This window comes from Pseudoflavitalea sp. G-6-1-2 (assembly GCF_012927185.1).
Classification (GTDB): domain Bacteria; phylum Bacteroidota; class Bacteroidia; order Chitinophagales; family Chitinophagaceae; genus Pseudobacter.
In genome coordinates this window covers 597201-622253 of the sequence record NZ_JABBGB010000002.1, presented here as the reverse complement: position 1 = coordinate 622253, position 25053 = coordinate 597201, and the positions used below count along the sequence as shown (strand labels likewise).

Sequence of the window (25053 nt, the reverse complement as noted above, 5' to 3'; positions counted from 1 at the left end):
TGGGTGATCATTAAACTTCTTCGAGCATTTTGTGCATGAAGCGGAGGATGATGAATTCGGCGGGTCTTACAACGGCCATGCCTATTTCAACGATCATTCTTCCTTCGAGCACATCCTGATAGGTCATGGTTTCGCCGAGGCCTACATGCACGTAGAATGCTTCTCTGGTGGTGGTTCCCTGCAATGCACCTGCTTTCCACTGCTGCGTGAGATAGTTGATGATCATCGATTTTACGCGCGTCCAGGTATTGAGATCATTAGGTTCGAACACAAATTGTTCAGTGGCGTTCTTGGTAGATTCTTCCACCATGTTGAAGAAGCGTCGAACAGGTACGTAGCGCCATTCGTTGTCGTTGCCCGCGAGTGTGCGTGCCCCCCAGATGATGGCCTGTCCACGACCGGGGAAGGAGCGGATAACGTTGATGGATTTGCCTGCTTTGGTATCGACGTTGAGGTCTTCCTGGTCTTCGTGTGTGATGGCATATTGAGGGCCTACTGCATAGTTGATATTCACGTTGGCAGGAGCTTTCCAAACACCGCGACTGTTGTCTACCTGCGCATACACACCTACTACGGCAGGAGAGGCGGGCAGCAGCATTTCCATGCTTGCAATGGCATTCTTTGCCTGAAAGTATTGTGTATTGTTGCCAGCTTTCAGTTCTTCGAGTGTTCCTCCGAATGAAGATCCCTCGATTTTTACGAGTGCATCATTGTCGGAATCGCTGTCTTTCACCTTGTATTGAAAGTCAATAGTGGTGCGGATCTGTGGGAAGTATACGGCGGCATATTTCAGATCGTCGGTATTGCCTCCGAGGTTGTCGCGGAGCAGATCGCGATCGGCTTTCCAGTCGAAGCTGTCGGCGCTGTGGTAAACATCCAGCACTACAAAACGGTCCTGCAGTTTTTTTGCCTGTCTGATGGCATCGGCATAGAGTGCGTAGTAAGTGGGACCATCGGTGAGATTGATGGCGTCCGGAAAAACGATGAGCGTTACTTCATCGATCTTCTCCACTTCGTTGAGGCCGGTGCGCAATCTGGAGTCGAGCACTTCGGTGCCGCTGCTCTGGTAATTGCCGGCAGATACAATGTAGCAGGGGCCTCCGCCATTGGCGAAGAACAGCTGCAATGAGTAGTACATGAGAAATTTCGATCTGGCGGCGGGATCAACTTTTCCTTTGATCTCTGTTCTGGCACCGTTGGTGCTGAACGTAACCACCAACCCTTTTTCCGCATCGGCTCTTCCGAAGAACTGTTCGTATTCCAGCATGGAAGAAATGCGTTTGCCTTTGAAGAGGAGATCATCGTCTTCTTTTTCACGTGCTTTTTCCGTGTACCCGATGAAGGCAGGAATAGCAGTTTCTACAGAAGCGATGGAGGGAGGGAGTTTTGGAATCTCTTCTATGTACACTCCCGGTGTTTTGTATTCTGCCATAATGATTGTTTTGTTACTTGTTATTCAAATTCGGTTTATTGTTAAGAAAACTGTTATACGTCGAAGAGGTCGGATCGCGGAACGATGATATCTGTGTAGATTCTTCCGTTCTCGATCTGGATTGCTTCATAGGAACCCGGATTGGCTATGTATTTGGAGCCTGATAAGGTTTTGAATTCAGTTTGCACGTAGCTCGAATTGCGCATACTCAGAGAGGTGAGTATGCCTTTGCCGCTGTCGTATTGGAGGTAAGGATCGAGGATTGGATTTTTTTTGATCTTCAATTGCTTGTTGTTGCGATATCTCCAGAATGTGAAACGGCTTTTGAAACGGATCTCGAATATGGGTGGCGGAGTGATGCCTCCGGCAGTCAGCCTACGCGTGCGAAGGAGACCCTGATTGTCTATGAGTGTGAAATCGTTGTTGGAGAGCGATGGTTTCAGAGAGATCAATCCCCATGTATCCTGTTCGATCAGTTTGTTGTCTGCAAAGATGATATTGTGGGTGGCGCTGAAACCATTGTCCCCGCTTACTTTCAGCGTGTATTGTTTAAATGGTTGTACGCCGGCAACCGAACGCAGATCGATCAGCACTTTCTCTTTGGAGGACGGGAGAGGCTTTTGCATGGTCCATAGTGTTGATCCGCCATCATCCTTCAATTCGAAATTTGCAGCACTGACATTGCCTGCATTGAAGAAGCTGTAGGTGAAGATGGATGGAAGCAGCGTACGATCGTTCTCCGTAACAAAATTCCCGGCATTCAAAGTTTGCCATTGATCAGTGCCGGCACTGTCCACAAAAAATGCCTGCCAGGTATTGCCTCCGGCAAGTGTTAGCTCTCCCTGCTCGTAGGTGTCCTTAGAGCCGGCGGCAGGAGGCTGGGTAGTCAAAAATGGGAACAGTTTTGGAACGGCTGATTCCTGATTGGTGAAGTAAAATAAGGCAGGCATCACCTTATTGATACGTGTATTGGTAATGGTTTCGAGTGAATTGTTTTTCTGTGTGAGCTGAATATTGATCAGCAGATCTTCGGGAAGCGGAACCAGTGGCCGGTAGGCTGTATCTCCCGAAGGGAGTGTGGTTTCGGTGACGGCCATCATAACGCTGAAGCCCGAATAGCGGGGCACAAGCTTCAGCTGGCATCCTGCCAGTTGCGATAGCTGTGCAGGAGGAAAATTGTATTGCAGATCGTCATTAACAGATGGTCTGTTTTGTTTCAGTTTGTTCAGCAGAAAAAGTTGTTGTGCATCAGGAGTAGGTTGATCGAAAATGGTATCTCCGTTACTGTCGGTGAGATAGTATTCGTGCAGTATGCGCAGTTCGAATAGTGGCTGATACAATCTTGACATATTCTGCGGTTAATTGTTGGGCATTTTTTTGATAGCAGTGTCCACGCCTTCGATGAACGGAACTTCGCGCAGCATGGCCCTTTCGGTGATGGCCACCAGGCGGAGTTTGTACATCACAAAGGGAATCTGTCGTCCTCCCAATGATCCCCAGAGGTGATTGATCTGTTCGAATGTGAGGGTGTACAGTTCCATGGTGAATTTCAGTTCGGGAATATCGTTGGAGCCGGATACTGCTCCATGTGTGAATGAGTTGCGGCTCTGGAAAAAACGAACGACCGCTGAAAGCCGCTCCAGCGCATGTATGTATTCAGTACCGGAGTAATTGCATGTAACCAGTACATATAGATTAAGGAATACCGGTGGATTCTCGTAGATGGCCATATTGGACATGCCTTTCTTCACTGTAGCAGCATTCTTCAGTGTGCTTTCTTCTTCGATATTCACCAGTGAGATAACAATTCTTTTGGTGAGGGAATCGCTGTTGGCGGTTTCGAGCAGGCCGATATTGTCGATCACCACATCGGCTCCACCGATGGACAGATCGATATAATTCTGCAGGTTGTCGCGCAGTGAGGCAAGTGCTTTATCAATCATCGCACCATTGGGTTAAAGTTGAGAAAATAGCATCCTGTCTGGAAGTTGATTGTTGTTTAAAATCAACGCCAGTAGAGGATTGTGTGAAATCGTAACGGTATGTATGGGCACGGAAGGGGTGGTTCCTTACGGTAATGTAAAACCGAAAGGAATAAGCGTAGAACCTGACATAGGAAAGTCTGTCAGCTTCGCGGCCGTTAATCAGCATTAACCAGTGGTGGAGAAAAGATTACGGATGGAGAACAGGGAAAAACATCATGCTAGTAATCGAAGTATTTCATAAGGTCGGAACTGGGATCGGGTCTGGAAGGTTTGTATCGAGGCATGGTGGTGGGGAAAGAATGGTGCCTCGATTCAAATTTGTCAATAATTCAATCGATGTCCAAATAAAGTTCGGTGAACTTTTCCACTTTTTATTGACGAAGTTATGCACTTACCTGTTAGTGGTATACGAGACAAAGAGGCGCTCAAAGATTTTCAACGGCCCATTGTTTTATTTCGTGGTAACCTTCTTCATCGTTTCTTGCGGTGTGAATGTGTAAGTGAAACAGGGTATAATGAATATTGTAACATTCGAGCACTTTATCGAAATGCGGAATGAGTTGATCTTTTTCTTCCTGCATCTGTTTCCAGAGTTTGATGAAGGTGAGGCCATCGTTTTGTTTCCAGGGCTCGCACATATGAATGATGTCGTAGAAAGGATCGCCGATCATCATCTCCGCCCAATCGATCACAGCAGCTACCTGATTGTTGGGAGTGAGCAGGAGGTTGTCGTATCCAAAATCTCCGTGTTGCAGTTTTCTGGTTTTCGGAAGATAGGGGAAGAGTGCCTTCATTTTTTCAATCATCTTTCCAAAATATTCGCCATCGAGCCAGGTGGTAGATGCGAATTCCTGCCAGGTGATGGATGTTTTTGAATTGAAGAAAGCAAGCAGAAAATCTTCCCATGTATTGAAGAGACCATTGCCGTTGGCATCGGTGTAGCCCCATCCGGAATAATTGCCAATGTCGAGCTGATGAATATGATCGAGCTGTGTGAGAATGGTTCTGCCAAGATCTTCGTGGCCGGTAAGGTCTTCTGTGCGAATTATTCTGTCGGCAGGAGTGCCTTCGATGAATTCGGAGATGCAATAGAAATAGCCCGGACTGAAGTCTCCCGTTGATTTTACTTCGGGAATACGACAGCCAGGGCTATTCAAATGCCGGTATGCAAAAACATCTTTCTGAAAATCTCTCAGATGCTGATTGATGCGCAGTACCAGCTTTTCTTCTCCGGCATAAAAAGTGAGGGCCTGCGACCACCATCCATCTGCTACAGGTTCGATGTTATGGATGTAGTTGAACTTTGTATCGAGAAACTGTTGTATCTGTGGGATATCGAAATGCATATCCAAATATACAACCAGCTTTTAGTTTGCTTCGAGAACGGGTTGAGGAATTTGTTCAGCAAAAACTTCTTCCTCTTTTTCTTCCACCGGTGATTCGGTGGCTTTCTTCGTCTGTGTTAAAAATGTGAGTGCAAACGCGAGCAGCAGCAGTGGAATGCTCATCCACACTACATTCTGGATGCCATAATGTACAATCACCAAACCTCCGGCCAGTGAGCCGACTGTGATACCTGCATTGTAAACCGAAGGCAATACACTGTTCACCACTTCAATTTGTTGTTCAGGCAGCCCGGTGATTGTATGCACATTTGCAGCGAGGAAGCCACCGGTATGAATAAAGCCCCACAAAGAAAGTATCAGCACTGCAGGAACAAAGTAACCACCGAACTGATAAACCAGCAGGTGTACAACAATCAGTGACAGGAAAAATGCACGTGTGGTCAACACTACGTTTTTGCTGAGCGCAATACCCATTGCCCAGTTACCTGCAATACCTGTGATACCGAATACCAGCAACATGATGCTGATCTGCGTACCGTTCATATGCGATACTTTTCCAAGGAACTCTGCGAGATAACTGTAAGAAGTGAACATGCCTGAAAGCATAATGAATACAATGCCCATCTTGAGCCACAGAATACCATTTTTGAAAACTGCTGCATAATTCTGTGAAGACTGTTTCTCCGTCACCGGCATGCTCGGCACAAAATAAGCGATGCCTGCGAATGCGATCAGGTTGATGATGCTTGCCACATAAAAGCTCGCTTTCCAGTTGAACACATCAGCTGCATAGGTGGTGATGGGAACACCCAGCACCGTTGCGATGCTCAATCCAGACATCACAATGGCGAGGGCTTTGGGAGCGTCTTTTGGTCCGGCATGTTTTACCGCCACCGAAGCCGATACAGCCCAGAACACAGGATGCAGAACAGCAGGCAATAACCTTGCGATCATCAGCATGGTGAAGCTGGTAGAGAAAGCAGAAAGAATGTTTGATACTACAAAAATGGCAAGCACCAACGCCATTATATGCTTACGGTTTATTCTGGCTGTGAGAGCTGTGGTGAAGGGGCCTGTTAAGGCAACTGTCAATGCAAATCCACTCAGCAGCCAACCTGCCGTATCGATACTTACATTAAAATTATCCCTGATGGCAGGTAAGATCCCAATGACGCCAAATTCGGTAGTGATGATACCAAATGCGCCCAGCGCCAGTATATAATAAATCGACTTGTTCATTTTTCGGTTTTTAAGTATGGTTTTGGAACAAAGCACTGCACTGCTTCCTAAGGAAGCTTTTTCAAACGACAGCAATTAAGTTGAAGTAGATAACCCGGCCGGGGTAAATCGATGATGCAAATTTATAGAAAGATCGAAATGTTTCAATAAATAATTTATCAAGAGAAATGTTAACATCTTTGGGCAAATGAGAGTGAACCATTCTGATAATCCGGTTGTTGCGGGACATTTGGCCCGGATCTTTGCTGGCTGCCGGCTATTTTGCAGGGGAATCAAACGGTTGAAAAAACATCCAAAACAGCAAAGAAAATGAAACAGCATATCGCTCATATTGCGCTCGTAGTGCGGGATTATGATGAAGCCATTGCCTTCTACACGCAAAAACTCAACTTCAGATTGATTGAAGATACCGTGCTCAGCGACGTCAAGCGCTGGGTGCTGGTTGCGCCTCCCGGTGCGAAGGAATGTTGCCTGCTGCTGGCGAAAGCCGCGAACGAAACACAGGCTGCGCACATCGGTAATCAAACCGGTGGGCGTGTATTTCTTTTTCTTTTTACAGAAGATTTCCATCGCGATTATGAGGAAATGTTGCAGCGTGGCATTCATTTCGTGCGTCCGCCAAAGGAAGAACCTTATGGTACGGTAGCGGTTTTCGAAGACCTCTACGGCAATCAATGGGATCTGCTGCAACCAAACGAATTGAATACGGCAGCGCAGCTTGAGCAATAATCAGAAGTAATTTTTATTCGGTAATCCAGGTGTTCGCATCTTCCAGGGTTCCGCACCGATGCATTAATGAAAGCGATGATGTCCTGCACTTTCGGAAGTATATGAATTGTTTATGATATGAGTAATGTGCTTCCACTTCTTTAAATTTGACCTCGCCTTAAAACTGCTTCATGAAAAAGAACGGAATTATTCTGATTGCCTTGCTGATTGTTTCCGGAACTGCACTGCTTTACCTGATGTTCAGGTCGGGGCAACCGGTGAAGGAGCCTGGGTTTACCGGCAGGGATACCATCGCGGGGTCGGCGGTTTCCGGTGATACTTTCGTTCCTCCTGCAGATACTTTTCCGTTCAACAAACATGCTTTTGAAGAAAAGCTGCTGAAGGACAGCAGCCGGGTACTGGTGCTCGAAGGGTCGAGCGTTAAACAATCCGGTTCGGGTAGGCAGGTACTGGCCGACGGAGAACTCATATTCCAGATCCCTCAAAGATCACTGCCTTTTGTGGTGAATACCCGGATTTTGCAGCTGACAGTATTGCAGCCATCCATATTCCGCGTAAGCGCTTTCAGTCACGAAAATGGTGAGCTGATAGAAGTGCTGGAAGGTGCGGTGGAAGCTAAAAAGCGCTACCAGTCTGATTTCCCTGAGAAAGATACTGTCCGCTCTGCCGAACTGCTGATGATCAACGACCAGATCGACCTGATGGAAAAAGAGAAAGATTCTCTGAAACCGCTCCGCCAATGGTGGACCGACCGTAAATAAAATTCCTGTCCGCCCGCTTCACCCTATTTCCGCAATTCGTTGTCTTATTGAAAGATTGGCCATCGCAAACAGGGCCAGCTTTCAATGATATGGTAAGATTAAGATCCGCATTCATTATCCCTGCTATCGGCGCTGCGCTCTGTGTAAGCACTGCAAAGGCCCAGACCTTCAAGGGAATCAGTGACGACAGTCTTCGCAACGGCATCCTCAAATCTGTTGCATCCAAACTCAAAAAACAGCATTACAGCCCCAAACAACTCAACGATAATTTCTCTAATCAGGTATGGGATCGCTTCATGGCGAGCCTCGACCCGGCGAGGAATATTTTCCTCAAAGAAGATATTGCAAAACTGGATAAGTTCCGCAATCAGATCGATGAAGAGATCAGCCAGCCTTCCACAGCATTCTTCGATGCGGCTTACGCCATTTACGTAACGCGCATGCAGGAAACCAGCAAGCTGGTAGAGCAACTGCTCAGCAAGCCGATCGATCTCACAAAGAACGAAGTGTACAATACAGACAGATCGAAAGCCGAATATCCTGCAACAAAATCAGAAAGAGAAAAGCTCTGGCTGAGCTACCTGAAATATTCTGTGGTACGCAATTACTACACACTCGAAGCGGCAGCGGGCGGCAATAAATCCGGAGCCAAAACAGATGAAGCCCTCGACAAAAAAGCAAGAGAGAAAGTAGGCAACTGGTACAAGAAATACTTCCTGAAAAATACCAACGACAAGAGCCGCAACGAGAAGTTCGCGGTTTATATGAACACCATCACACTGGAGATGGACCCGCATACGATGTATACATTCCCTAACACAACTGATAAACTGAATATCAGACAGGGAGCATTCTTCGGCATTGGCGTAGAGCTGGGTGTAGAAGATGCGGATGTATATGTGAAAAGAATGGTGCCGGAAGGATCTGCTTACAAAAGCGGATTGATGAAAGAGAAAGACAGGATCCTTGCTATTGCCGATCAGGATGGCAAAATGCAATCGACCGCAGCGATGGAGGCAGATGAAATTGCAGGAATGGTTCGCGGCGCAAAAGGCACATCCGTGAAAATGATCGTACAGCAACCTGGTGCAGCAGAAAGAGAAGTGTCTATACCACGTGCAGAAATTTCTGATAACCCCAACCTCGCCAAAAGCGCGGTGGTGATCAATAACGGAAAGAAGATCGGTTATATCTTTTTACCGATGTTCTATGTGAAATCTGATGACCCGAATGTTCCAGGTTGTTCTGCAGACATCGCACAGGAAGTAGAGAAACTGAAAGATGAGAATGTAGACGGCATAGTGCTCGATCTTCGCGGAAACGGCGGAGGTGCACTGATGGAATGCGTGAGAATGGGAGAGAACTTCATTCCCTCCTCTGCTATCACTTTCCTGAAAGCAAAAGACAGCATTACTCCATTTACTTCACCGGTGGTAACAGCGCCACGTTTCAGCGGACCTTTGGCTATTCTGATAGATGAAGGCAGTGCATCCGCATCTGAAATGTATTCTGCTGCCATGCAGGATCACCGCAGAGCGCTGGTGATCGGCACCTCTTCTTCATTCGGAAAAGGAACGGCGCAGCAGAGCATGAACATGGGCAAAATGGGCGATGCTTCCAAAGGCATTCCCGATGTCAGCTACGGAAGCATCCGACTCACCGTTCAGAAATTCTATCGCGTAAATGGCGCTACCACACAACTGAAAGGAGTGATACCCGATGTAGTGCTCACAGAGAAAAATAATCTTTCGTTGCAGCGTGAACAGGATCTGCCTGCGGCACTCGCTTCTGATTCGCTGCCGCTCAATGGATATCAGCAGAACTTCCAGAAATGGAACTATGCACTGGTAAAATCAAAAGCCATTGCACGTGTTAAGAACAATGCTGCACTGCAACAGCTGAATGGAAATATGGAAGCGCTGAAAAAACTGCAGCAGGCACCAACACCCATTAGCCTTGCAGCCTACAGAGCACAGCAACAGCAGGCGCAGCAATACGAAAAAGCTATTCAGGATGGCAAATCTATGCAGAACAATACCCTGCAGATGAAAGCCTCCGAATGGACCCGATACAGTCCGGATTTCAACAAGAGAACCGAAAGCCAGGAGAAGATCTATCAGGAATGGCTGCAGAAGCTCAGCAAAGATCTTTTCTTGTCCGAAGCTGTGAATCTTGTTCAGGATATGATTGACAATCCATCAAAATAACCGCCGGTTAAGTCGGCAGAGATACATACACTGATAACTAAAACAAACATTTTACAATGAAGAAATTGATCCTCCCCGCATTGCTGATGGGCGGTTTTGCTGCCAATGCTCAGGATGCAGTAACCATCACCGGAGAAGCTTCCTGGTTGCCTAACGATACAACTGTTTATCTCGCGGAGTTTCGCGCGAATACAGAATTCGATAGCGCAGTTATCAAGAATCACAAATTCACTATCACCAAAAAACTGCCAAGAGGCGGCAATATCGGCATGCTGAAGATTGGTGCAGGATGGCCGGAAGGTGCTGAAGGAGAAAAGAAAATAGCTATCCTTTATCTCGAACCGGGTACAATGAAAATGACCAGTGGCACTACGCCTGGTATGAAGACTGCCAATTACGATGGAAGCAGCTTCGCTAGAGAGTGGACTTATTTCCAGAACAATATTTACGAAACATCTCCAAAATACAGCCGCCTTCCTCAGCTGGAAGCAGAGATCGGCAAAGCAAAAACTGTAGGGGATGAAGATGCTTCAGAAGCAGGCATCAAAGAATGGGAGAAACTGGCGGCGGAAAGAAATAATGATGCCCTGGCATTCATTAAGAAATATCCTAACTCAGGTGTATCTTCTTTCATCATCAACATCTATTTCAATGGCACAAAAATGCGTGACTCTCTGTTGAATTCACTCACAGACCATGCAAGAAGCAACTATTGTGCACAGAGAATGATCAACCCCGATCCGGAAATCAAACAACAGTTTTCTTTCGGAACTCAGGCTGATAAATTCGCTGTAGGTACCGTTGCTCCTGACTTTACAGCTTATGATGTAGACGGTAAAAAAGTTACCCTCGCAGATTTCAAAGGAAAATATGTATTCCTCGATTTCTGGGCCAGCTGGTGCGGACCCTGCAAACCGCAGATGCCATTCCTGAAAGCAGCGAACGATAAATACAAAGGAAAGAATATGGTGATGCTCGGCATTTCGCTCGACAAAACCAAAGAAGCCTGGACCAAAGCCATCGAAAAAGAAGGCCTCAACTGGCTGCATATTTCTAACCTGAAAGGCTGGCAGGAACCCGTTGCACTCGCATTCGAAGTTGGAGCGATCCCTGCAAACTTCCTGATCGGACCCGATGGAAAGATCGTTGCTAAAGGTCTGTACGACGACAATATCGAAAAAACACTGTCTCAACTGATCAAATAGTTTTTTCACATTAACCAACTGCTGTTACATGAAATTGAAATCAATCATTCCCGCATTGCTGTTAGCATTTCCTGTATTGTCATTTGCACAGGGATTTGAAATCAGGGGCAAAGTTCCCGGAGTTATCAGCGGATCTGCAAGGATCAAAGTAAATCAACTGGGATCAGGTGAAGATTTCAGAAGAATCTATGCTCCCGATTCATTGTTAGCAAAAGTGCGTATAGAGAATGGTGAATTTGTGCTGAAAGGGAAACTGGACCATCCGGTGTCTGTTACACTTGGCATCAGCACAAAAGCAATCGGCATGTTGTTGGAGAATGCCAATTATACCGTGGAAGCACCTTTTGCAGAACTGAATGAAAAAGCAGTGAAAGGTGGTACAATGAATGCAGACTATGTTGATTTTGCTGCAAACAGAACCGATCCGGAAACTTACATAAGAAACAATGCATCCAATCCTTTTGCAGGATGGGTGGCATACAGATACTTCAGTGAACCTGTTTCAAAAGCACAGGAGTTTCATGCGCTGCTGGCGCCTAATGTACAGCAAACGTTCTTCGGCAATGAATTGCAGAACATCATCAAACGCGAACTCTCTTTGTCGCTCGAAGGAAAACCAGCTCCCGTTATTGCTGTGAACAAAGCAGAAGGCGGAAAGCTGAACCTGCAGCAGTACAAAGGAAAAGTAGTGGTGGTCGATTTCTGGGCCAGCTGGTGTGCACCATGCAGATTGTATCTTCCCACACTCAAAAAGATCTATGAGAAATTCAAGGCTGATGGTGTGGAATTCCTGAGCATCTCTATGGACGATAAAGACGATAAATGGAGAAAAGCGCTGGAGGAAGAAAAGATTCCCTGGATGCAAACCATGGCTGACGGCGGTTTTCAGCCAGATGGACTGAGAAAGGTTTTCAATTTCAACTACATCCCTTATCTGATCGTGATCGGAAAAGACAATAAGGTAGCAGCAGAAGTGGATCATTCCAAAAAAGCAGAGCTCGAAAATATCATACAAAAAGAGTTGATTAGGAATTAGTAGTATTTTCTCTTTATGTTCAACAACAGGCTGTCCCGCAAGTGCAGCCTGTTTGTTTTTAGGTATATCCTGATGCAGGTGCGGTGTTGCTGATGGCAATGTCGCACCTGTTTTTATTGAAGGCTGCAATGTTTTTTTGAAGCAGGAGTGCGCATGTATGAAAATCAGCAACCATGCAGCTATTCAGCCAATCGCTGAATTTTTGCATGGTTGCTGACTTGCTTAAAAAGCCGAAGCCGCTCCTTTCGAAGCGGCCTCTTACACAGGTGGCTTATGTCTTATAGTGTTTGTTTGTTAGAGTCCAACTCCATAATCAATGGTTCCGCTGATAACATCATTGCCGGAAAAAGTCTGCGTTTTTACCACTTTGCCATCATGCAGAATTTCAAGCTTTGCATTTCCACTTGCAACGATGCCAATGCTGAGTGCAATCACTCCGCGTTCGCTCATAGTAACATTTAATTTCTTGCTGAATGGAAGACTTGCATCTGCCAGGCTGCTCTGGCCGCCTGTTTCATTTGTGAAGTGCAGGTCTGCTTTAGGAAGGCCGCTTGTTGATGTAACTTTGTACTCGATGGCGAGTGTGCGCGGAAATCCTTCGTCTTTCTTATCGCTCTTGCTGCAGGAAGCAGCGCCTAACATCACTACAGAAAGTAATAATGCAAAGGTCAGTTTCAATGGGTTCTTGCTCAAAAGTGTCTTCATGATCATTGTGTTTAGTAACTGATACGTAATTAGATGTACAAAAGTACCGGACCATCGATGGTATAACAATCCCTGCTTATATGGTTTTTGCTTTACCTGTTTCCCGGTATTTTTCCACTAATTGATTTTTGTTCCTCAATTATTGTTTATTTGCCTCCATTATGCGAAAAATCAGTCTGACCACCCTCGTCGTCTTGATCACTTTCTGCAGCCTGGCACAGAAGCCCAACCGCTATACAGACAGTTTGAATGCAATTGTTCAGAACGGTCCATCCGATAGCGCCAGGGTAAGGGCAGCACTACTGCTTTCCTACCACTGGGCAGCATGGGATCCAGGTAAGGGACAGGAGTATATCGATATTGCGAAGGCCAAAGGAGCGGAGAAGATCCCTTACCTCAATGCCCTTACTTACTGGTACCAGGGTATCATCCATTATGTGAAAGAAGAGCTCGACAAAAGCTCCGAATCATTCATGAAATCGAACGAACTGCTCAAAGCATTCGATACGCGCGAAGCGCTCAGTTTCCGTTCTCAGGCATGGCATAACTATGGTATCGTATTGCAGACGAAAGGAGATGAAGAAGGTTTTGCCAGAGCCATGATCGATGAAAGCATTCCGCTTGCACAGCAGGCAAAAGATACCGGCTATCTCGGAAAGAATTATCTCGATCTCGCCATCGTTTTCAAAAACACCAAACAATACGATAAGGCAGTTGCCTATCTGAAAGATGCCATCAGTACACTGGCACAATTCAGAAAACCGCTCGATCTCATCAATGCTTATACCACTCTTGCCGAAACATACACTTTTAAAGAAGAGTATAACAATGCAAAGCCGATGTTGGATAGTGCGCTTGCATGGCTCACCCGCCGTCCAAATTCTTACCTGATGGTGGAATACTACACGGCAGAATCTATCTACTACGTTGCTGTGAAGGAATATGGGCAGGCGCTCACCAGTGTGGAGAAAGGAGTGGCCATCGCAAAAGCGCAGGATAGAAAATACGATGAGCAAAGGTTGCTGCTCGAAAAATACTATGCTTATTATTTTCTGAAAGAATACAAGAAGGCAAAGGATGTATTGGCGTATCTGTACGAACAGCCGCAGTTTATGCAGCTTTTCTCCAGCAGGCTCGAATTGTTCTCCGGCATGGCGCTTACCAATGCTGCCATGGGAAATATGAAAGAAGCGTACGACTGGCAGGTACGTTACAGCAAACTCAGCGACAGCGTAAATGAAAGCCGGCTGAAAGACGAGATCAATGCACTCGAAGTGAAATACGGCAATGCCGAAAAACAAAAGAAGATCGAAGTGCTGAAAGCGGAGAACGAAAAATCGTCGCTCTCTGCACGCAATACCATGCTGATGATCTGGTTCCTCGGATCTGTTTGCGTTTTATTACTGGTGGTTGCTGTATTAACGTTATTGTATATCCGAAATAATAAAAAACTTGCCCGCCAGAAAGATCTGAACCATCAGCAGCAGCTGAAGGAAATAGAGCAGCAGCAACAGATTCAGGTCGGTCATGCATTGTTGCAGGGCGAAGAAAGAGAACGCAGGCGTGTTGCCGGCGACCTGCACGATGGGCTTGGTGGATTGCTCGCTGGTGTGAAGATCAATCTCTCAGGTGTAGCAGCAACAGATCAGCACCGCGATCTAAGCAGGGTAGTGGATCAGCTCGATCATTCGATCAGTGAGCTGCGCCGCATCGCCAGAAACATGATGCCCGAAGCATTGCTGAAATTCGGCCTGGAAACAGCGCTGCGCGAAGCCTGCGAGAACCTCATCACCGATAAAGTGAATATCCATTTTCAGAGCTATGGCATCAGCAAGGATATTCCACATGAAAAACAATTGACCATCTACCGGATTGTACAGGAGTTGTTGACCAATGCCATCAAACATTCATCGGCAAGCGAAATACTGCTGCAATGCAGTCAGAACGATGAAACGTTTTTCGTAACCATCGAAGACAATGGAAAGGGCTTTGATACGGGAGCGGTAAAAGAAGTGAAAGGCATCGGCCTGGGCAATGTAAAGAACCGGGTTGAATACCTCGCAGGAAAACTGGAGATCAGCTCCGCCATTAACGAAGGAACCTCAATAAATATAGAACTGAATGTTGCATAATACCAACGAAAAGATACAGCTGGCCATTGTAGACGATCATCCTGTGGTGATCGAAGGCTTGCAGCGATTGCTGAACAGCAGGGATTATCTCGATGTGGCAGGCACTTTTACATCGGGCAATGCTTTTCTGCAACACCTCAAGGGAAATAAGATTGATATCGTACTGCTGGATATTTCACTGCCAGATATCAATGGCATGGAGCTCTGCAAGGAGATCAAGAAACGATCTCCCGGAACCAGTGTGCTGGTGTTGAGCAATCATAGCGAGCGAAGCATCATTATGCAGATGCTGCAGAACGGTGCCAGCGGTTATCTGCTGAAGAATGCCTCTGCTGATGAACTGCTCAACTGCATCAATGAGGCATTGAACGGACAGATCAGTTTCAGCAATGAGATAAAGCAGATCATTGCAAGGCCTTCTGCCCATGAACTGAAAGAAGTGCCCCAGCTCACCAGACGCGAGAAAGAGATCCTGCACCTGATCTCCGACGGATTAACCACGCCGCAGATCGCAGAAAAGCTCAGTCTCAGCCAGCTCACCATCGAAACACACCGAAGAAATCTGTTGCAGAAATTCGATGTGAACAATGTGGCCGCTTTGATCAAAGTGGCTGTGCAGCAGGGATTGGTGTAATTAATAGCTTTCTTTTTACAATATTAGTCCTGATCTGAAGGCGGCCTGCTGCATGCAGCGAAAGCCAGTGTTCATTTCAAGTGGTAAGGCCCTGATCTTTTGATCGATCAGATCGATACGCGCTTCCTTACTGAACCCACCTCTGGCGTTCAGGTATGGGAGCGCTTTTTTATGCAAAAAACTCCCTCCTCAGCATAGCCTCAAAGCTAATATTGCTGCACGGTTTGCAAATATTCGGTACAAACGAGTGAGTACATTTGTGAGAGTACCCCGTAACCTAAAATAATAAGGCTATGATCAGAAAAATTGTCTCCATACTGCTTTCTGCCGTTATGGTGATGATACTGCAAACCGGATTCGCCCAGCGTTACCGTGTAGCTGATAATGAAGGGTTGAAGCGTGCAGTATCCAATGCCAAACCCGGCGACAGCATTGTACTTGCCAATGGTGTATGGAACAACGTGGCTCTTGTGATAACTGCACATGGAAGTTCGGATAAACCCATTGTGATAATGGCAGAGAAGGAGGGAGGGGTTGATTTTTCCGGAAATTCATTTATCCGTTTCGGATCGGATTATGTGATTGTAAGCGGCATCTATTTCAGAAACGGATTCACAGAAAAAGGAGCGATTGTAGAATTCAGGAAATCGGACAATGAGCTGGCAAATAATTGCAGGCTTACTCACTGTGCAATCGGGAATTTCAGCAAGCCGGATCGTGCCGAAGAAGATCACTGGATAATCCTTTGGGGAAAGAAGAACCGCATCGATCATTGCGTAATCGGCAATAAGCTCAATGGTGGCACCACCATCATCGCAGAACTGAACGATGCACGCAGCCAGCAGAATGAGCACAGCATTGACAGCAACTACTTCAAAGGACGACAGCCGCTCGGCGCCAACGGCGGCGAGATCATCCGCATTGGCGTATCACGATATTCACTTACCAACAGCAGTACGCTGGTACATCATAATTACTTTGAAAGATGCAATGGCGAAGTGGAGATCATTTCCGTAAAAAGCGGCAACAACCGGCTCACTGAAAATACATTTTATGAGTGCGAAGGAGGATTGGTGTTGCGGCATGGCGCCAATAACACTGTACTGAACAATGTATTCATCGGAAATGGCAAACCCTATACCGGAGGTGTGCGCGTAATAAATCCCGGCCATACCGTTGCCAATAATTTATTTGTCGGTCTTGCCGGAACCGGCTTCCATGGCGGATTTACAGTTGTGAATGGAGTACCCAATTCTCCGCTCAACAGATATTTGCAGGTTACTGATGTGGATATTCATCACAATACCTTCGTGCATTGCAAAACCATTCTTTTCGGTGCGGGAAAAGATAATGAAAGGATACTTCCTCCAGCGCGCGTAACATTCAGGGATAACTTAATTCTCTCCAATAGCAATACTGTTTTTGAGGATGCCAACAAGGATGGCGGCATCCGGTTCAATAACAATGTTTTTTCAGGAAAGACCGATCAGCAGTTGCCACTCGGTTTCATCATTTTGAAACCGGTTTTCAGCACTATCACGTTTAACGGAATGCGATATGAGATACCAGTTGCAAAAGCAGGAGCAGATCTCTCTAAGCTGCAATTGATGGACGCCACGAACACGGGTGTTAGCTGGGCAGATATTTCGTTATCAGCTCCGGTAAATTCACAGGTGCATTTGGTATCTGCTGCTGAAAGCAGGCTGTTGCCGGAAGTTGTAAAGAAAGCAAAAGCAGGGGATACAATTCTGCTGACGGATGCAGCTGTTTATCCGGTAACAGAACCTTTGCTGATTACGAAGAACCTTGTGTTGAAAGCCAAATCCGGAATTGCCGGAAAGCCACAACTGGTGAATGTTTCAGCAAACAGCCTCTCTTCATTTCTGTTGCTCGAAAATACGCCTGGTCTGCACGTGGAGAATATCATCTTCAACAGCGGGTATGAAAATTATGGTGATGTGAAGAGCGGCATAAGTACTGTTTCTAAACCCATGAGTCTGCACTATGCTTTAACGGTAACGGGATGTGAATTCATTAATTTCACTGAAGGCAGTCATATTTGCATCAGAGGCAGCAAAGGCACTTATGCAGATTCTGTGCTGATCAGCGACTGCCTCTTCAAAGACAATGCAGGAGTGGGCATCGATTTCGGAGCAGAAAAAGATGATAAAGGCATTTACAATATCGGACTATTGCGCATCACCAATACAGCATTCGTTAACATGCTCAGCGGCGCTGTGAATGTGTACAGAGGTGGTAATGATGAAAGCACTACCGGTCCGTTTGTAATAATCGATCACTGCACGTTCAACAATGTGGAGAATCGCATGCAGGGAACAGTGCTGAAGCTCATCGGTGTTCAGGTAGCATCGGTTACCAACAGCATCTTTCACAACAGTGGCAAGGGTGGGAGAGTGATCTGGTTCGAAGAAATGGCCTGGGACAGACTGAATATAAATTACTGCAACCTCTACAACAGTGGCCGGATCAGCACTTTCTTCAACAAAGCAAAGGGAGCGAATATTTCGCAGAAGAAAACGATGTTTGTAAACGATCAGAAGAATGATTGCCGGCTTGCAAAATCTGTACAACTTGCCGGCAGCGACGGCAAACCAATGGGCATACTATAAAAAAACTACAATAAACAACATCATGAGAGCAAGCAATGTATTTCAGTTTGAGCAGGAGGTTCCGTGGGAAGATCTGGGCAACGGCATTCAAAGGCAGGTGTTTGGTTACGATGAAACCATCATGCTCGTGAAAGCGAAATTCGAAAAGGGCGCAGTTGGTACAATGCATCAGCATCCGCATGTACAGGTTACCTACGTGGAAAGCGGAGCATTTGAAATGACCATCGGAGAGGAGAAGAAGATCATCCGCAAAGGTGATGGCTACTATGTTAAGCCCAATGTGATCCATGGATGTGTATGCCTCGAAGCCGGAACGCTTGTAGATGCATTCAGCCCGTTAAGAGAAGATTTTATCTGATCATATTCATCCATCCGTACAGATGATGATGTTCTCACTGGTTACGTAGCAGGGCTGTGCCATTCGGTGCAGCCCATTCTTTTTACCATCATCGCTGTTGGGAAATACCACTAAAATGGTAACCCCCCGATTGCGGTGTGTATGCCATAGTAGCGTACATTTGAAGAAGTAACCAGGTAAATGAATAAGCATGGACAGTACCAGAAGATTCAGCAACCGGGTAGAAGATTATGTGAAGTACAGGCCGCATTACCCGAAGGAAATTGTATACTTTCTCGAAAAGGAATATGATATTACTCCTGATACGATGATCGCCGATATTGGCGCAGGTACAGGTATTTCTTCAGAGCTCTTTCTCGAAGCAGGTTTCAGCGTCATTGGCGTGGAGCCCAATAAGGAAATGCTCGACAAAGCCACTGAGCTGCTCGCAGATTATCCCACTTTCACTCCGCATAACGGCACTGCCGAATCTACAGGATTGCCCTCTCATAGCATCGATATGGTGCTGGCCGGACAGGCTTTTCACTGGTTCGACCAGAAAAAATGCCGCTCCGAATTCAAAAGAATCCTTCAGAAACATGGTCTGCTGGTACTCATCTGGAACGAAAGGCTGATCGAAACGCCCTTCGAAAAAGAATACGACGCACTGATTGTTGAACACGGTACCGACTACAAAAAAGTTGATCACCGGAACATTAGTCCTGACGACATCGCATCGTTCTTTTCGCCTGCTCCCGTAACGCAAACCATTTTCCCCAATAAACAAGTCTTTGATTTTGAAGGCCTGAAGGGCCGTCTCCTCTCATCTTCCTACATGCCCGCCCTTGGCGATTCCGGCTATGAAGGCATGATCGCCGATCTGCAGAAACTCTTCGACCGCTACAAAGAGAATGAGCTGATCGTGATCAATTATGCCACCCGCGTTTACTCCGGCCTCATCTAAGGTGATTGGGTATTTGAGCGGGTTCCGGAAAAATATTTTCATTCGCATTCACCCTCTTTTGAGGTTGCGGTGTTATGTCGTTACCAGAACTATTTTAATTTTTTATATTTGACGCAAATATCCGGTCCATTTTACCTTTCCTGACTAAAAGAGAAAATTCACTATGACTGCCAATGGAAGGTAAACACGGACATATCATAGATTTATCCTCGCTCGAAGCCCTGTTCAGAGAGCACTATCAGGCATTATGCCAGGCTGCCTATTTTGTTACGGGCAGTGAAGATGTGGCTCGCGATATGGTGCAGGACTTTTTCTTCCTCTGCTGGAACAGACGGAACGAACTGCTGATTTCAGGTGATTTCAGAAGTTATGCCATGAAGGCCGTTCGCAATGCCAGCCTCAATTATCTCCGCAGCAACCGCAAATTCTCATTTACCGATGATCCCGAACTGGGTAACAGGGATGCCGAGCCTCAGCGTCATTCATTCGACAAGGAGGCCGAAGAGCGCAGAAATAAAGCGCTGTGGGATGCTATTGGCAGATTGCCGGAGCAGCGGAGAGCTATTTTCTTATCGAGCAACAAGGATGATCTCACTTATGCGCAGATAGCAGAAAAATTCGAAATATCGGTAAATACAGTAAAAACACAGATCCGGCTTGCCTACCAGTTTCTGCGTCAGGAGTGCTCCTGGCTGGTATATTCCATGCTGGTGATACTGTTCTTAAAGTTTTTTTAAAAAAAACTGAAAATGGTTTCACCCTGTTTGCGGGTAGCTGTGTTTAGTCAATAATATAAGTAGTATATGAACAATACCCAGGACGATAATATCCGCTGGGATAAACTGGAAGAGAAACTCAACGAATCAGCTTCGGACGAAGCTGCGGGGAGTGATTTGACCAGTGAGGAACAATCTGTTTTCCTGATTTTCAAAAAAATCAGGGCAAGACTAAAGCCGGTAGATGTGCAGAAAAGTTTTCCATTAGAAGAAGGATGGACGTCCCTCAAAGAAAGGATCGAAGCGGCCGAAGGTCTGCAGAAGGGAAAACTGAGATCACTCAGAATCTTTAGATATGCAGCAGCGGCTGTACTGGTGATAGGTGTTTCCGGTGCGGCATGGTGGCTGATCACAACCCGTAGTGATGATGCCAATAAGAAAACCATCGCAAAAACAAAAACGGAGATACATCAGAAAGCCGAACTGTCTCCATCGGACAATGTACAGATTGTGATGGCGGATGGCAGCAAGGTAGATGTAGACAATCATCCGAAAACTATCACCGAAGCCAATGGTGTAGCCATCAAAACAGCTGACGGTGCGGTGCAATACACTGCGCCGGCTGAAACATCCACCCAGGAGGTGTCTTACAATAGTCTCATTGTGCCAAGAGGCCGCCGTCATCAGATTATTCTGCCCGACGGAACAAAAGTTTGGCTCAACTCTGCATCGAAACTGAGCTTCCCTACTGTGTTTGCAGGCAAATCCAGAGAAGTGCAATTGGATGGAGAAGGTTATTTCGATGTAAAGAAAGACATGACCAAACCATTTGTGGTACAAACAACCGAAGCCAAAGTAGCTGTTCTCGGCACTGCCTTCAACGTAAACACTTTCGATAAGAAGATTACACTTGAAAATGGCAGTGTAAAAGTTACTGCACACGAACAGGATGTACTGCTTAATCCCGGTGAACAGGCCAATGCCAGCGGCAATCTGAAAAAAGCATTCGTGAATGTGAAAGATGTAACGGCCTGGAAAGACGGAAGCATCTTCCTCGACAACGTTACTCTGGCAGAGATCGCTACTGTACTGGAACGCAGCTTCGATTATGATTTCAGTTTTGCAAGTCCTTCCGTCGGTTTGCAACGCTTTACACTGGGAATGAAAACTCCGGAAACGCTGGAAGAAGTCCTGAACAACCTTCGTCTCCTTGCCCCGCAGTTGAAATTTTCGGTCGACGGAAGAAAGGTGCTGGTTTCATTAGAGAAAGAATAACGGTATAGTATAACCGTTTTATTATAGACCTGAACCTTAAACCTTTTAGTCCTACTGATATTCCTGGCCAGGCCCGCCGCCTGGTATTCACATCAACAAAAACTGCTCAGTAAATGAGAAAACTTGCACTGCTGCCTGCTGTACGGGTGGAGCGTAGACTTTTATTGTCTTTCGCTTTCCTGTTCTTCATGTGTTGTTCTACCGGAACTTTCGGCCAGGTGTCGAAGAGTCCGCTCGAACACAAAATTAGCTTCAAAGTAGAGAACGCTACGGTGACTCAATCGCTCAAAAAACTGCACGATGTCACCGGCATCAACTTCAGTTACCGTCCCGAAGATCTGGACGATCTCCCCCGCGTTACCCTCAATTTATCTGACGCAACCACCAGAGCAATTATCGAAAAACTGCTCGAAGGATCCAACCTGCAATATGTTGAATCTGCAGGAGGAAATATTCTGGTGATGCAGAAACCCAAAAAGAAAGCTCCTGTAAAAGGAGACAGATGGGTAGACCTAAATGGTAAAGTAGTTGACCAGAAAGGAAATCCCATGCCAAGAGTTTCCATTGTGAACTCTGCATACCAGCAGGGTACCACTACAAACGATAAGGGAGAATTCAATCTCTCTGTTGCATTGGGCTCTGTATTGAATTTCAGCTTTGCAGGTATGAAGTCTTACAACTACACAGTGAAAGACGACAAATTTGCCGTTATCAAAATGGATACCTCTCCTGTAGTGATGCAGGAATTTGTAGTTACAGGATATCAGTCAATTAATAAAAGAATGGTTACAGGTGCAGTAACCGTACTCACCCCTGAAAAATTTCTCGTTCCCGGCGTTGCCACTGTAGATCAGATGCTGCAGGGTAAAGTACCTGGTATGATGACCACCTTTAATTCGGGCAGCCCCTCAGCCACTCCCAAGATCCGCATCAGAGGAACATCTACCATCCTCGGAAATGCTTCTCCACTCTGGGTTGTAGACGGAATTCCTAAAGAAGATCCGGTAAACCTTTCACCCCTCGAAGTGAACAATGCACTGAGAGCTGCACAGGATGCAAATTTCAGCATGGTAGGGAATGCCATCTCCGGTATTAATCCTAATGATATAGAAAGCATCACTGTATTGAAAGATGGTGCTGCTGCTTCCATTTATGGTGTACGTGCTGCCAATGGTGTGATCGTAGTAAAAACCAAAAGAGGTAAAGCGGGCCCTCTCAACGTGGGCTATGTTTCCAGTTTTGGTTTTACCGGAAGACCACATTACAGCAAACTCAATCTCATGAACTCCAAAGAAAGAGTGGAAGTATCGAAAGAGAATCTGGAAAACGGTATTTATTATGCTTCACCTCCCTTCGAGAATTCTTATGAAGGAGCGTATGCCAAGCTGAGCAGAAGAGAAATCACTCAGGACGAATTTGCTGCACTCGTAAGTAAACTCGAAACCAACAATACCGACTGGTTCAAATTGCTGGCCGCAAACAAACTCAACACAAACCATAGCATTGCCATTTCAGGCGGAAGCACCAAAGGAACTTTCCGCGCATCTATCAATTACGGCTCCAATAACGGCGCCATGAAAGGTGATGAAATGCAGAACTTCGGTGCAAGCATGAACGTATTTGCACCCTTGGGTACCAAGGTTACAGCCAATGTGATCATGAATGCCAACATAAGAAAGAACAAAGGTTTTTATCAGCTGAATCCACTGGATTATGCAACCAAAATGAACCGCACCCTTCTTCCGGATGAGTTTTATCCTGCTGAGATCTCTACTGTTCAGAGCGATAACCTGAATTCTGTACCAGGCAATGTTATTCATTACAATTTCCTGAACGAAAAGGCCAATACATCCAGTGCAAGTACCAGATCCGACCTTTCACTGACTGCGAATCTCAGTTACAGAATTCTTCCAAACCTTACGCTCGACGGAGCTTACAACATAGGCAGTAACAGTGTACACGAAATGTCCTACGCTACCGATCGCAGTTACTATATTGCCAGAGTAAGAGGATACGATTTTGGTGCATACCCTGCCGGACACGATTACCAGAAAAGATCCAGACTCCCGTACGGAGGTATTGCCTATCCCGGGGAGAATAATCTTTTCTCCTATCTTATCAGGCATGCGCTGCGATACGATATCGGCCTCTTCGAAGGAAGACATCATTTAATTTTAAGCGCTTATCAGGAATTGAGATCAACAAAAATAGAAGGAATGAGAAGCCAGGAACCCGGATATTATCCTGACCGTGGCAATACCTTTTATTCTGATTATTATTCCGCTGGTGGTGGCGCTGTGGCTACTGCCATCAAACATACCGTTGCCCGTACCAGTACGCTGGATAACAACACCAGCCTTTTTGGTAGCCTTGAATATACTATTGGAAGAAAGTATGCTTTCTCTTCGTCTATCAGAAACGATGGCAATAACCGCTTTGGCCAGTATTCCAATGCAAAATTCCTACCCGTTCTGAGTTTCGGCGCCCGCTGGAATATATCGGAAGAGAAATTTCTTGAAAAGGCTTTGTGGTTGAATAACCTGGGCTTCAGAGCAAGTTATGGTACACAGGGAAATGTGGTGAAGGCTGTAGGCCCCAATCTCATTGCTTCTTATCCTACTTCACCTATTGATGGACTTACCGAAGAATTTATTCTAGGTCTGAAAAGCCTTCCTTATCCAGACCTTCGTTGGGAAAAAACACGCACCTGGAATTTTGGCTTCGACCTGAGTATGTTCAACAACAGGATAAATGTTGTAGCAAGCTATTATAGTAAACTCACTGTAGATATGCTGCTTGAAAGAGCTATTCCGTTTGAATATGGCATCGGCTCGATGTACGTGAACTATGGAAGAATGAGCAATATCGGAATGGAACTCGGTGTTTCAGTTGTTCCTGTTCGTACCAAAGACTTTGAATGGACACAGGATTTCAGCTTTTCAAGGAATATCAATAAACTCACAGAGTCTGATTCTCCCAACAAACCGAATGACTATCTCATGGGAACCGCAGTGGTTCCGGGAATGGCTTACTCTTCTTTCTATTCCTATAAATTTACCGGCCTTGATCCTCAGCATGGATATCCGTTGATCTATGTAAAGAAAGGACCTGATGGACAGGATGATCTCGATCCACTGAGTTACCTGGTTTACTCAGGAAGAAAAGATCCGATTGTTGAGTTTGGTACCAGTACCAGTCTCAGATACAAACAATTTTCGGTGACGGCTCTCTTCGTTGTGAAACTGGGCAATAAGGTAAGATTAACGCAGCTCTACAGTCAGAACAAACTTGCCGGTGCTCCTCCTGCAGAAGTTAATCTCTCGCGCGAACTGAAATACCGCTGGCGCAAACCAGGTGATGAGAAAACCACCACTATCCCTTCATTCAGCAACTGGTATCAATATACCGGTGAAGTGTCTTTGCCGAATGGCCAGAGAGTGAGTCCTTATCAACTGTATGATCTGTCTGATCTGAGATTGGCCGACGGAAGTTTTCTTCGCTGCGGAGGCATAAATGTAGGCTGGAATGTTCCTCAAAAGATTCTGAAGACGCTCGGATTTCAAATGATGTCAATTAACGGCAGCGTATCGAATCCATTCTATATCGGCGACAAAAAACTGAATGGTCAGGACCCCGAACAGGATGGCCCTGGCGCTACAGCCCTCCCGATTGTACCTTCTTATAATCTGGGCTTCAACATAACATTCTGATCCTTTTACG

At 46.0% G+C, this 25053-nt stretch carries 19 protein-coding genes; 13 read left to right on the top strand and 6 right to left on the bottom strand.

Going from position 1 to position 25053, the window contains the following annotated elements:
- Positions 1 to 10: 10 nt before the first annotated feature.
- The 5 genes from HHL16_RS12240 to HHL16_RS12220 all read right to left on the bottom strand — a co-directional run bounded on the left by HHL16_RS12240 (position 11) and on the right by HHL16_RS12220 (position 6002).
- On the bottom strand, positions 11 to 1432 hold the full coding sequence (locus HHL16_RS12240) for a phage tail sheath C-terminal domain-containing protein (RefSeq protein WP_206022402.1): 1422 nt from the start codon (positions 1430 to 1432) through the stop codon (positions 11 to 13).
- A 53-nt stretch (positions 1433 to 1485) separates the two neighbouring features.
- Positions 1486 to 2781 (bottom strand): hypothetical protein, encoded by a 1296-nt coding sequence (locus HHL16_RS12235; protein WP_169425482.1) that lies wholly within the window; start codon positions 2779 to 2781, stop codon positions 1486 to 1488.
- 9 nt (positions 2782 to 2790) lie between these two features.
- Positions 2791 to 3375 carry a DUF4255 domain-containing protein gene (locus HHL16_RS12230; protein ID WP_169425481.1) on the bottom strand — a complete coding sequence of 195 codons (585 nt, stop codon included), beginning with the start codon at positions 3373 to 3375 and terminating at the stop codon, positions 2791 to 2793.
- Between the two features lie 467 nt (positions 3376 to 3842).
- On the bottom strand, positions 3843 to 4763 hold the full coding sequence (locus HHL16_RS12225; protein WP_169425480.1) for an aminoglycoside phosphotransferase family protein: 921 nt from the start codon (positions 4761 to 4763) through the stop codon (positions 3843 to 3845).
- A gap of 21 nt (positions 4764 to 4784) precedes the next feature.
- Positions 4785 to 6002 carry an MFS transporter gene (locus HHL16_RS12220; RefSeq protein WP_169425479.1) on the bottom strand — a complete coding sequence of 406 codons (1218 nt, stop codon included), beginning with the start codon at positions 6000 to 6002 and terminating at the stop codon, positions 4785 to 4787.
- A 309-nt stretch (positions 6003 to 6311) separates the two neighbouring features.
- Here HHL16_RS12220 and HHL16_RS12215 point away from each other — a divergent pair, with 309 nt between their 5' ends.
- From HHL16_RS12215 to HHL16_RS12195, 5 genes are all read left to right on the top strand, one after another.
- Positions 6312 to 6731 carry a VOC family protein gene (locus HHL16_RS12215; RefSeq protein WP_169425478.1) on the top strand — a complete coding sequence of 140 codons (420 nt, stop codon included), beginning with the start codon at positions 6312 to 6314 and terminating at the stop codon, positions 6729 to 6731.
- Between the two features lie 170 nt (positions 6732 to 6901).
- Entirely contained in the window at positions 6902 to 7492 is a 591-nt protein-coding gene (locus HHL16_RS12210; RefSeq protein WP_169425477.1) for a FecR domain-containing protein, read from the top strand.
- A gap of 89 nt (positions 7493 to 7581) precedes the next feature.
- Positions 7582 to 9699 (top strand): carboxy terminal-processing peptidase, encoded by a 2118-nt coding sequence (locus HHL16_RS12205; RefSeq protein ID WP_169425476.1) that lies wholly within the window; start codon positions 7582 to 7584, stop codon positions 9697 to 9699.
- Positions 9700 to 9755: 56 nt separating this feature from the next.
- The gene (locus HHL16_RS12200; RefSeq protein ID WP_169425475.1) at positions 9756 to 10904 is read left to right on the top strand and encodes an AhpC/TSA family protein; all 1149 of its coding nucleotides are present in this window, start codon (positions 9756 to 9758) and stop codon (positions 10902 to 10904) included.
- Positions 10905 to 10932: 28 nt separating this feature from the next.
- Complete coding sequence (locus HHL16_RS12195) at positions 10933 to 11940, top strand: TlpA disulfide reductase family protein (protein WP_169425474.1); 1008 nt, start codon at positions 10933 to 10935, stop codon at positions 11938 to 11940.
- Positions 11941 to 12234: 294 nt separating this feature from the next.
- On the opposite strand, the gene HHL16_RS12190 is transcribed toward HHL16_RS12195, so the two are convergent.
- Positions 12235 to 12645 (bottom strand): hypothetical protein, encoded by a 411-nt coding sequence (locus HHL16_RS12190; RefSeq protein ID WP_169425473.1) that lies wholly within the window; start codon positions 12643 to 12645, stop codon positions 12235 to 12237.
- A 161-nt stretch (positions 12646 to 12806) separates the two neighbouring features.
- On the opposite strand from HHL16_RS12190, the gene HHL16_RS12185 reads away from it, so the two are divergent.
- From HHL16_RS12185 to HHL16_RS12150, 8 genes are all read left to right on the top strand, one after another.
- The gene (locus tag HHL16_RS12185) at positions 12807 to 14777 is read left to right on the top strand and encodes a sensor histidine kinase (RefSeq protein ID WP_169425472.1); all 1971 of its coding nucleotides are present in this window, start codon (positions 12807 to 12809) and stop codon (positions 14775 to 14777) included.
- Positions 14767 to 15411 (top strand): response regulator transcription factor, encoded by a 645-nt coding sequence (locus HHL16_RS12180; RefSeq protein WP_169425471.1) that lies wholly within the window; start codon positions 14767 to 14769, stop codon positions 15409 to 15411. Before HHL16_RS12185 ends, HHL16_RS12180 begins: the two co-directional genes overlap by 11 nt.
- A gap of 293 nt (positions 15412 to 15704) precedes the next feature.
- Positions 15705 to 18041 (top strand): polysaccharide lyase 6 family protein, encoded by a 2337-nt coding sequence (locus HHL16_RS12175; protein WP_169425470.1) that lies wholly within the window; start codon positions 15705 to 15707, stop codon positions 18039 to 18041.
- A gap of 22 nt (positions 18042 to 18063) precedes the next feature.
- Complete coding sequence (locus HHL16_RS12170) at positions 18064 to 18399, top strand: cupin domain-containing protein (protein WP_206022401.1); 336 nt, start codon at positions 18064 to 18066, stop codon at positions 18397 to 18399.
- 190 nt (positions 18400 to 18589) lie between these two features.
- Positions 18590 to 19342 (top strand): class I SAM-dependent methyltransferase, encoded by a 753-nt coding sequence (locus HHL16_RS12165; RefSeq protein ID WP_169425469.1) that lies wholly within the window; start codon positions 18590 to 18592, stop codon positions 19340 to 19342.
- 173 nt (positions 19343 to 19515) lie between these two features.
- Positions 19516 to 20079, top strand: coding sequence for a sigma-70 family RNA polymerase sigma factor (locus HHL16_RS12160; RefSeq protein ID WP_169425468.1), 564 nt, complete (start codon positions 19516 to 19518; stop codon positions 20077 to 20079).
- 66 nt (positions 20080 to 20145) lie between these two features.
- Complete coding sequence (locus HHL16_RS12155; RefSeq protein WP_169425467.1) at positions 20146 to 21333, top strand: FecR domain-containing protein; 1188 nt, start codon at positions 20146 to 20148, stop codon at positions 21331 to 21333.
- 113 nt (positions 21334 to 21446) lie between these two features.
- Positions 21447 to 25043 (top strand): SusC/RagA family TonB-linked outer membrane protein, encoded by a 3597-nt coding sequence (locus tag HHL16_RS12150; protein WP_169425466.1) that lies wholly within the window; start codon positions 21447 to 21449, stop codon positions 25041 to 25043.
- Positions 25044 to 25053: the final 10 nt, after the last annotated feature.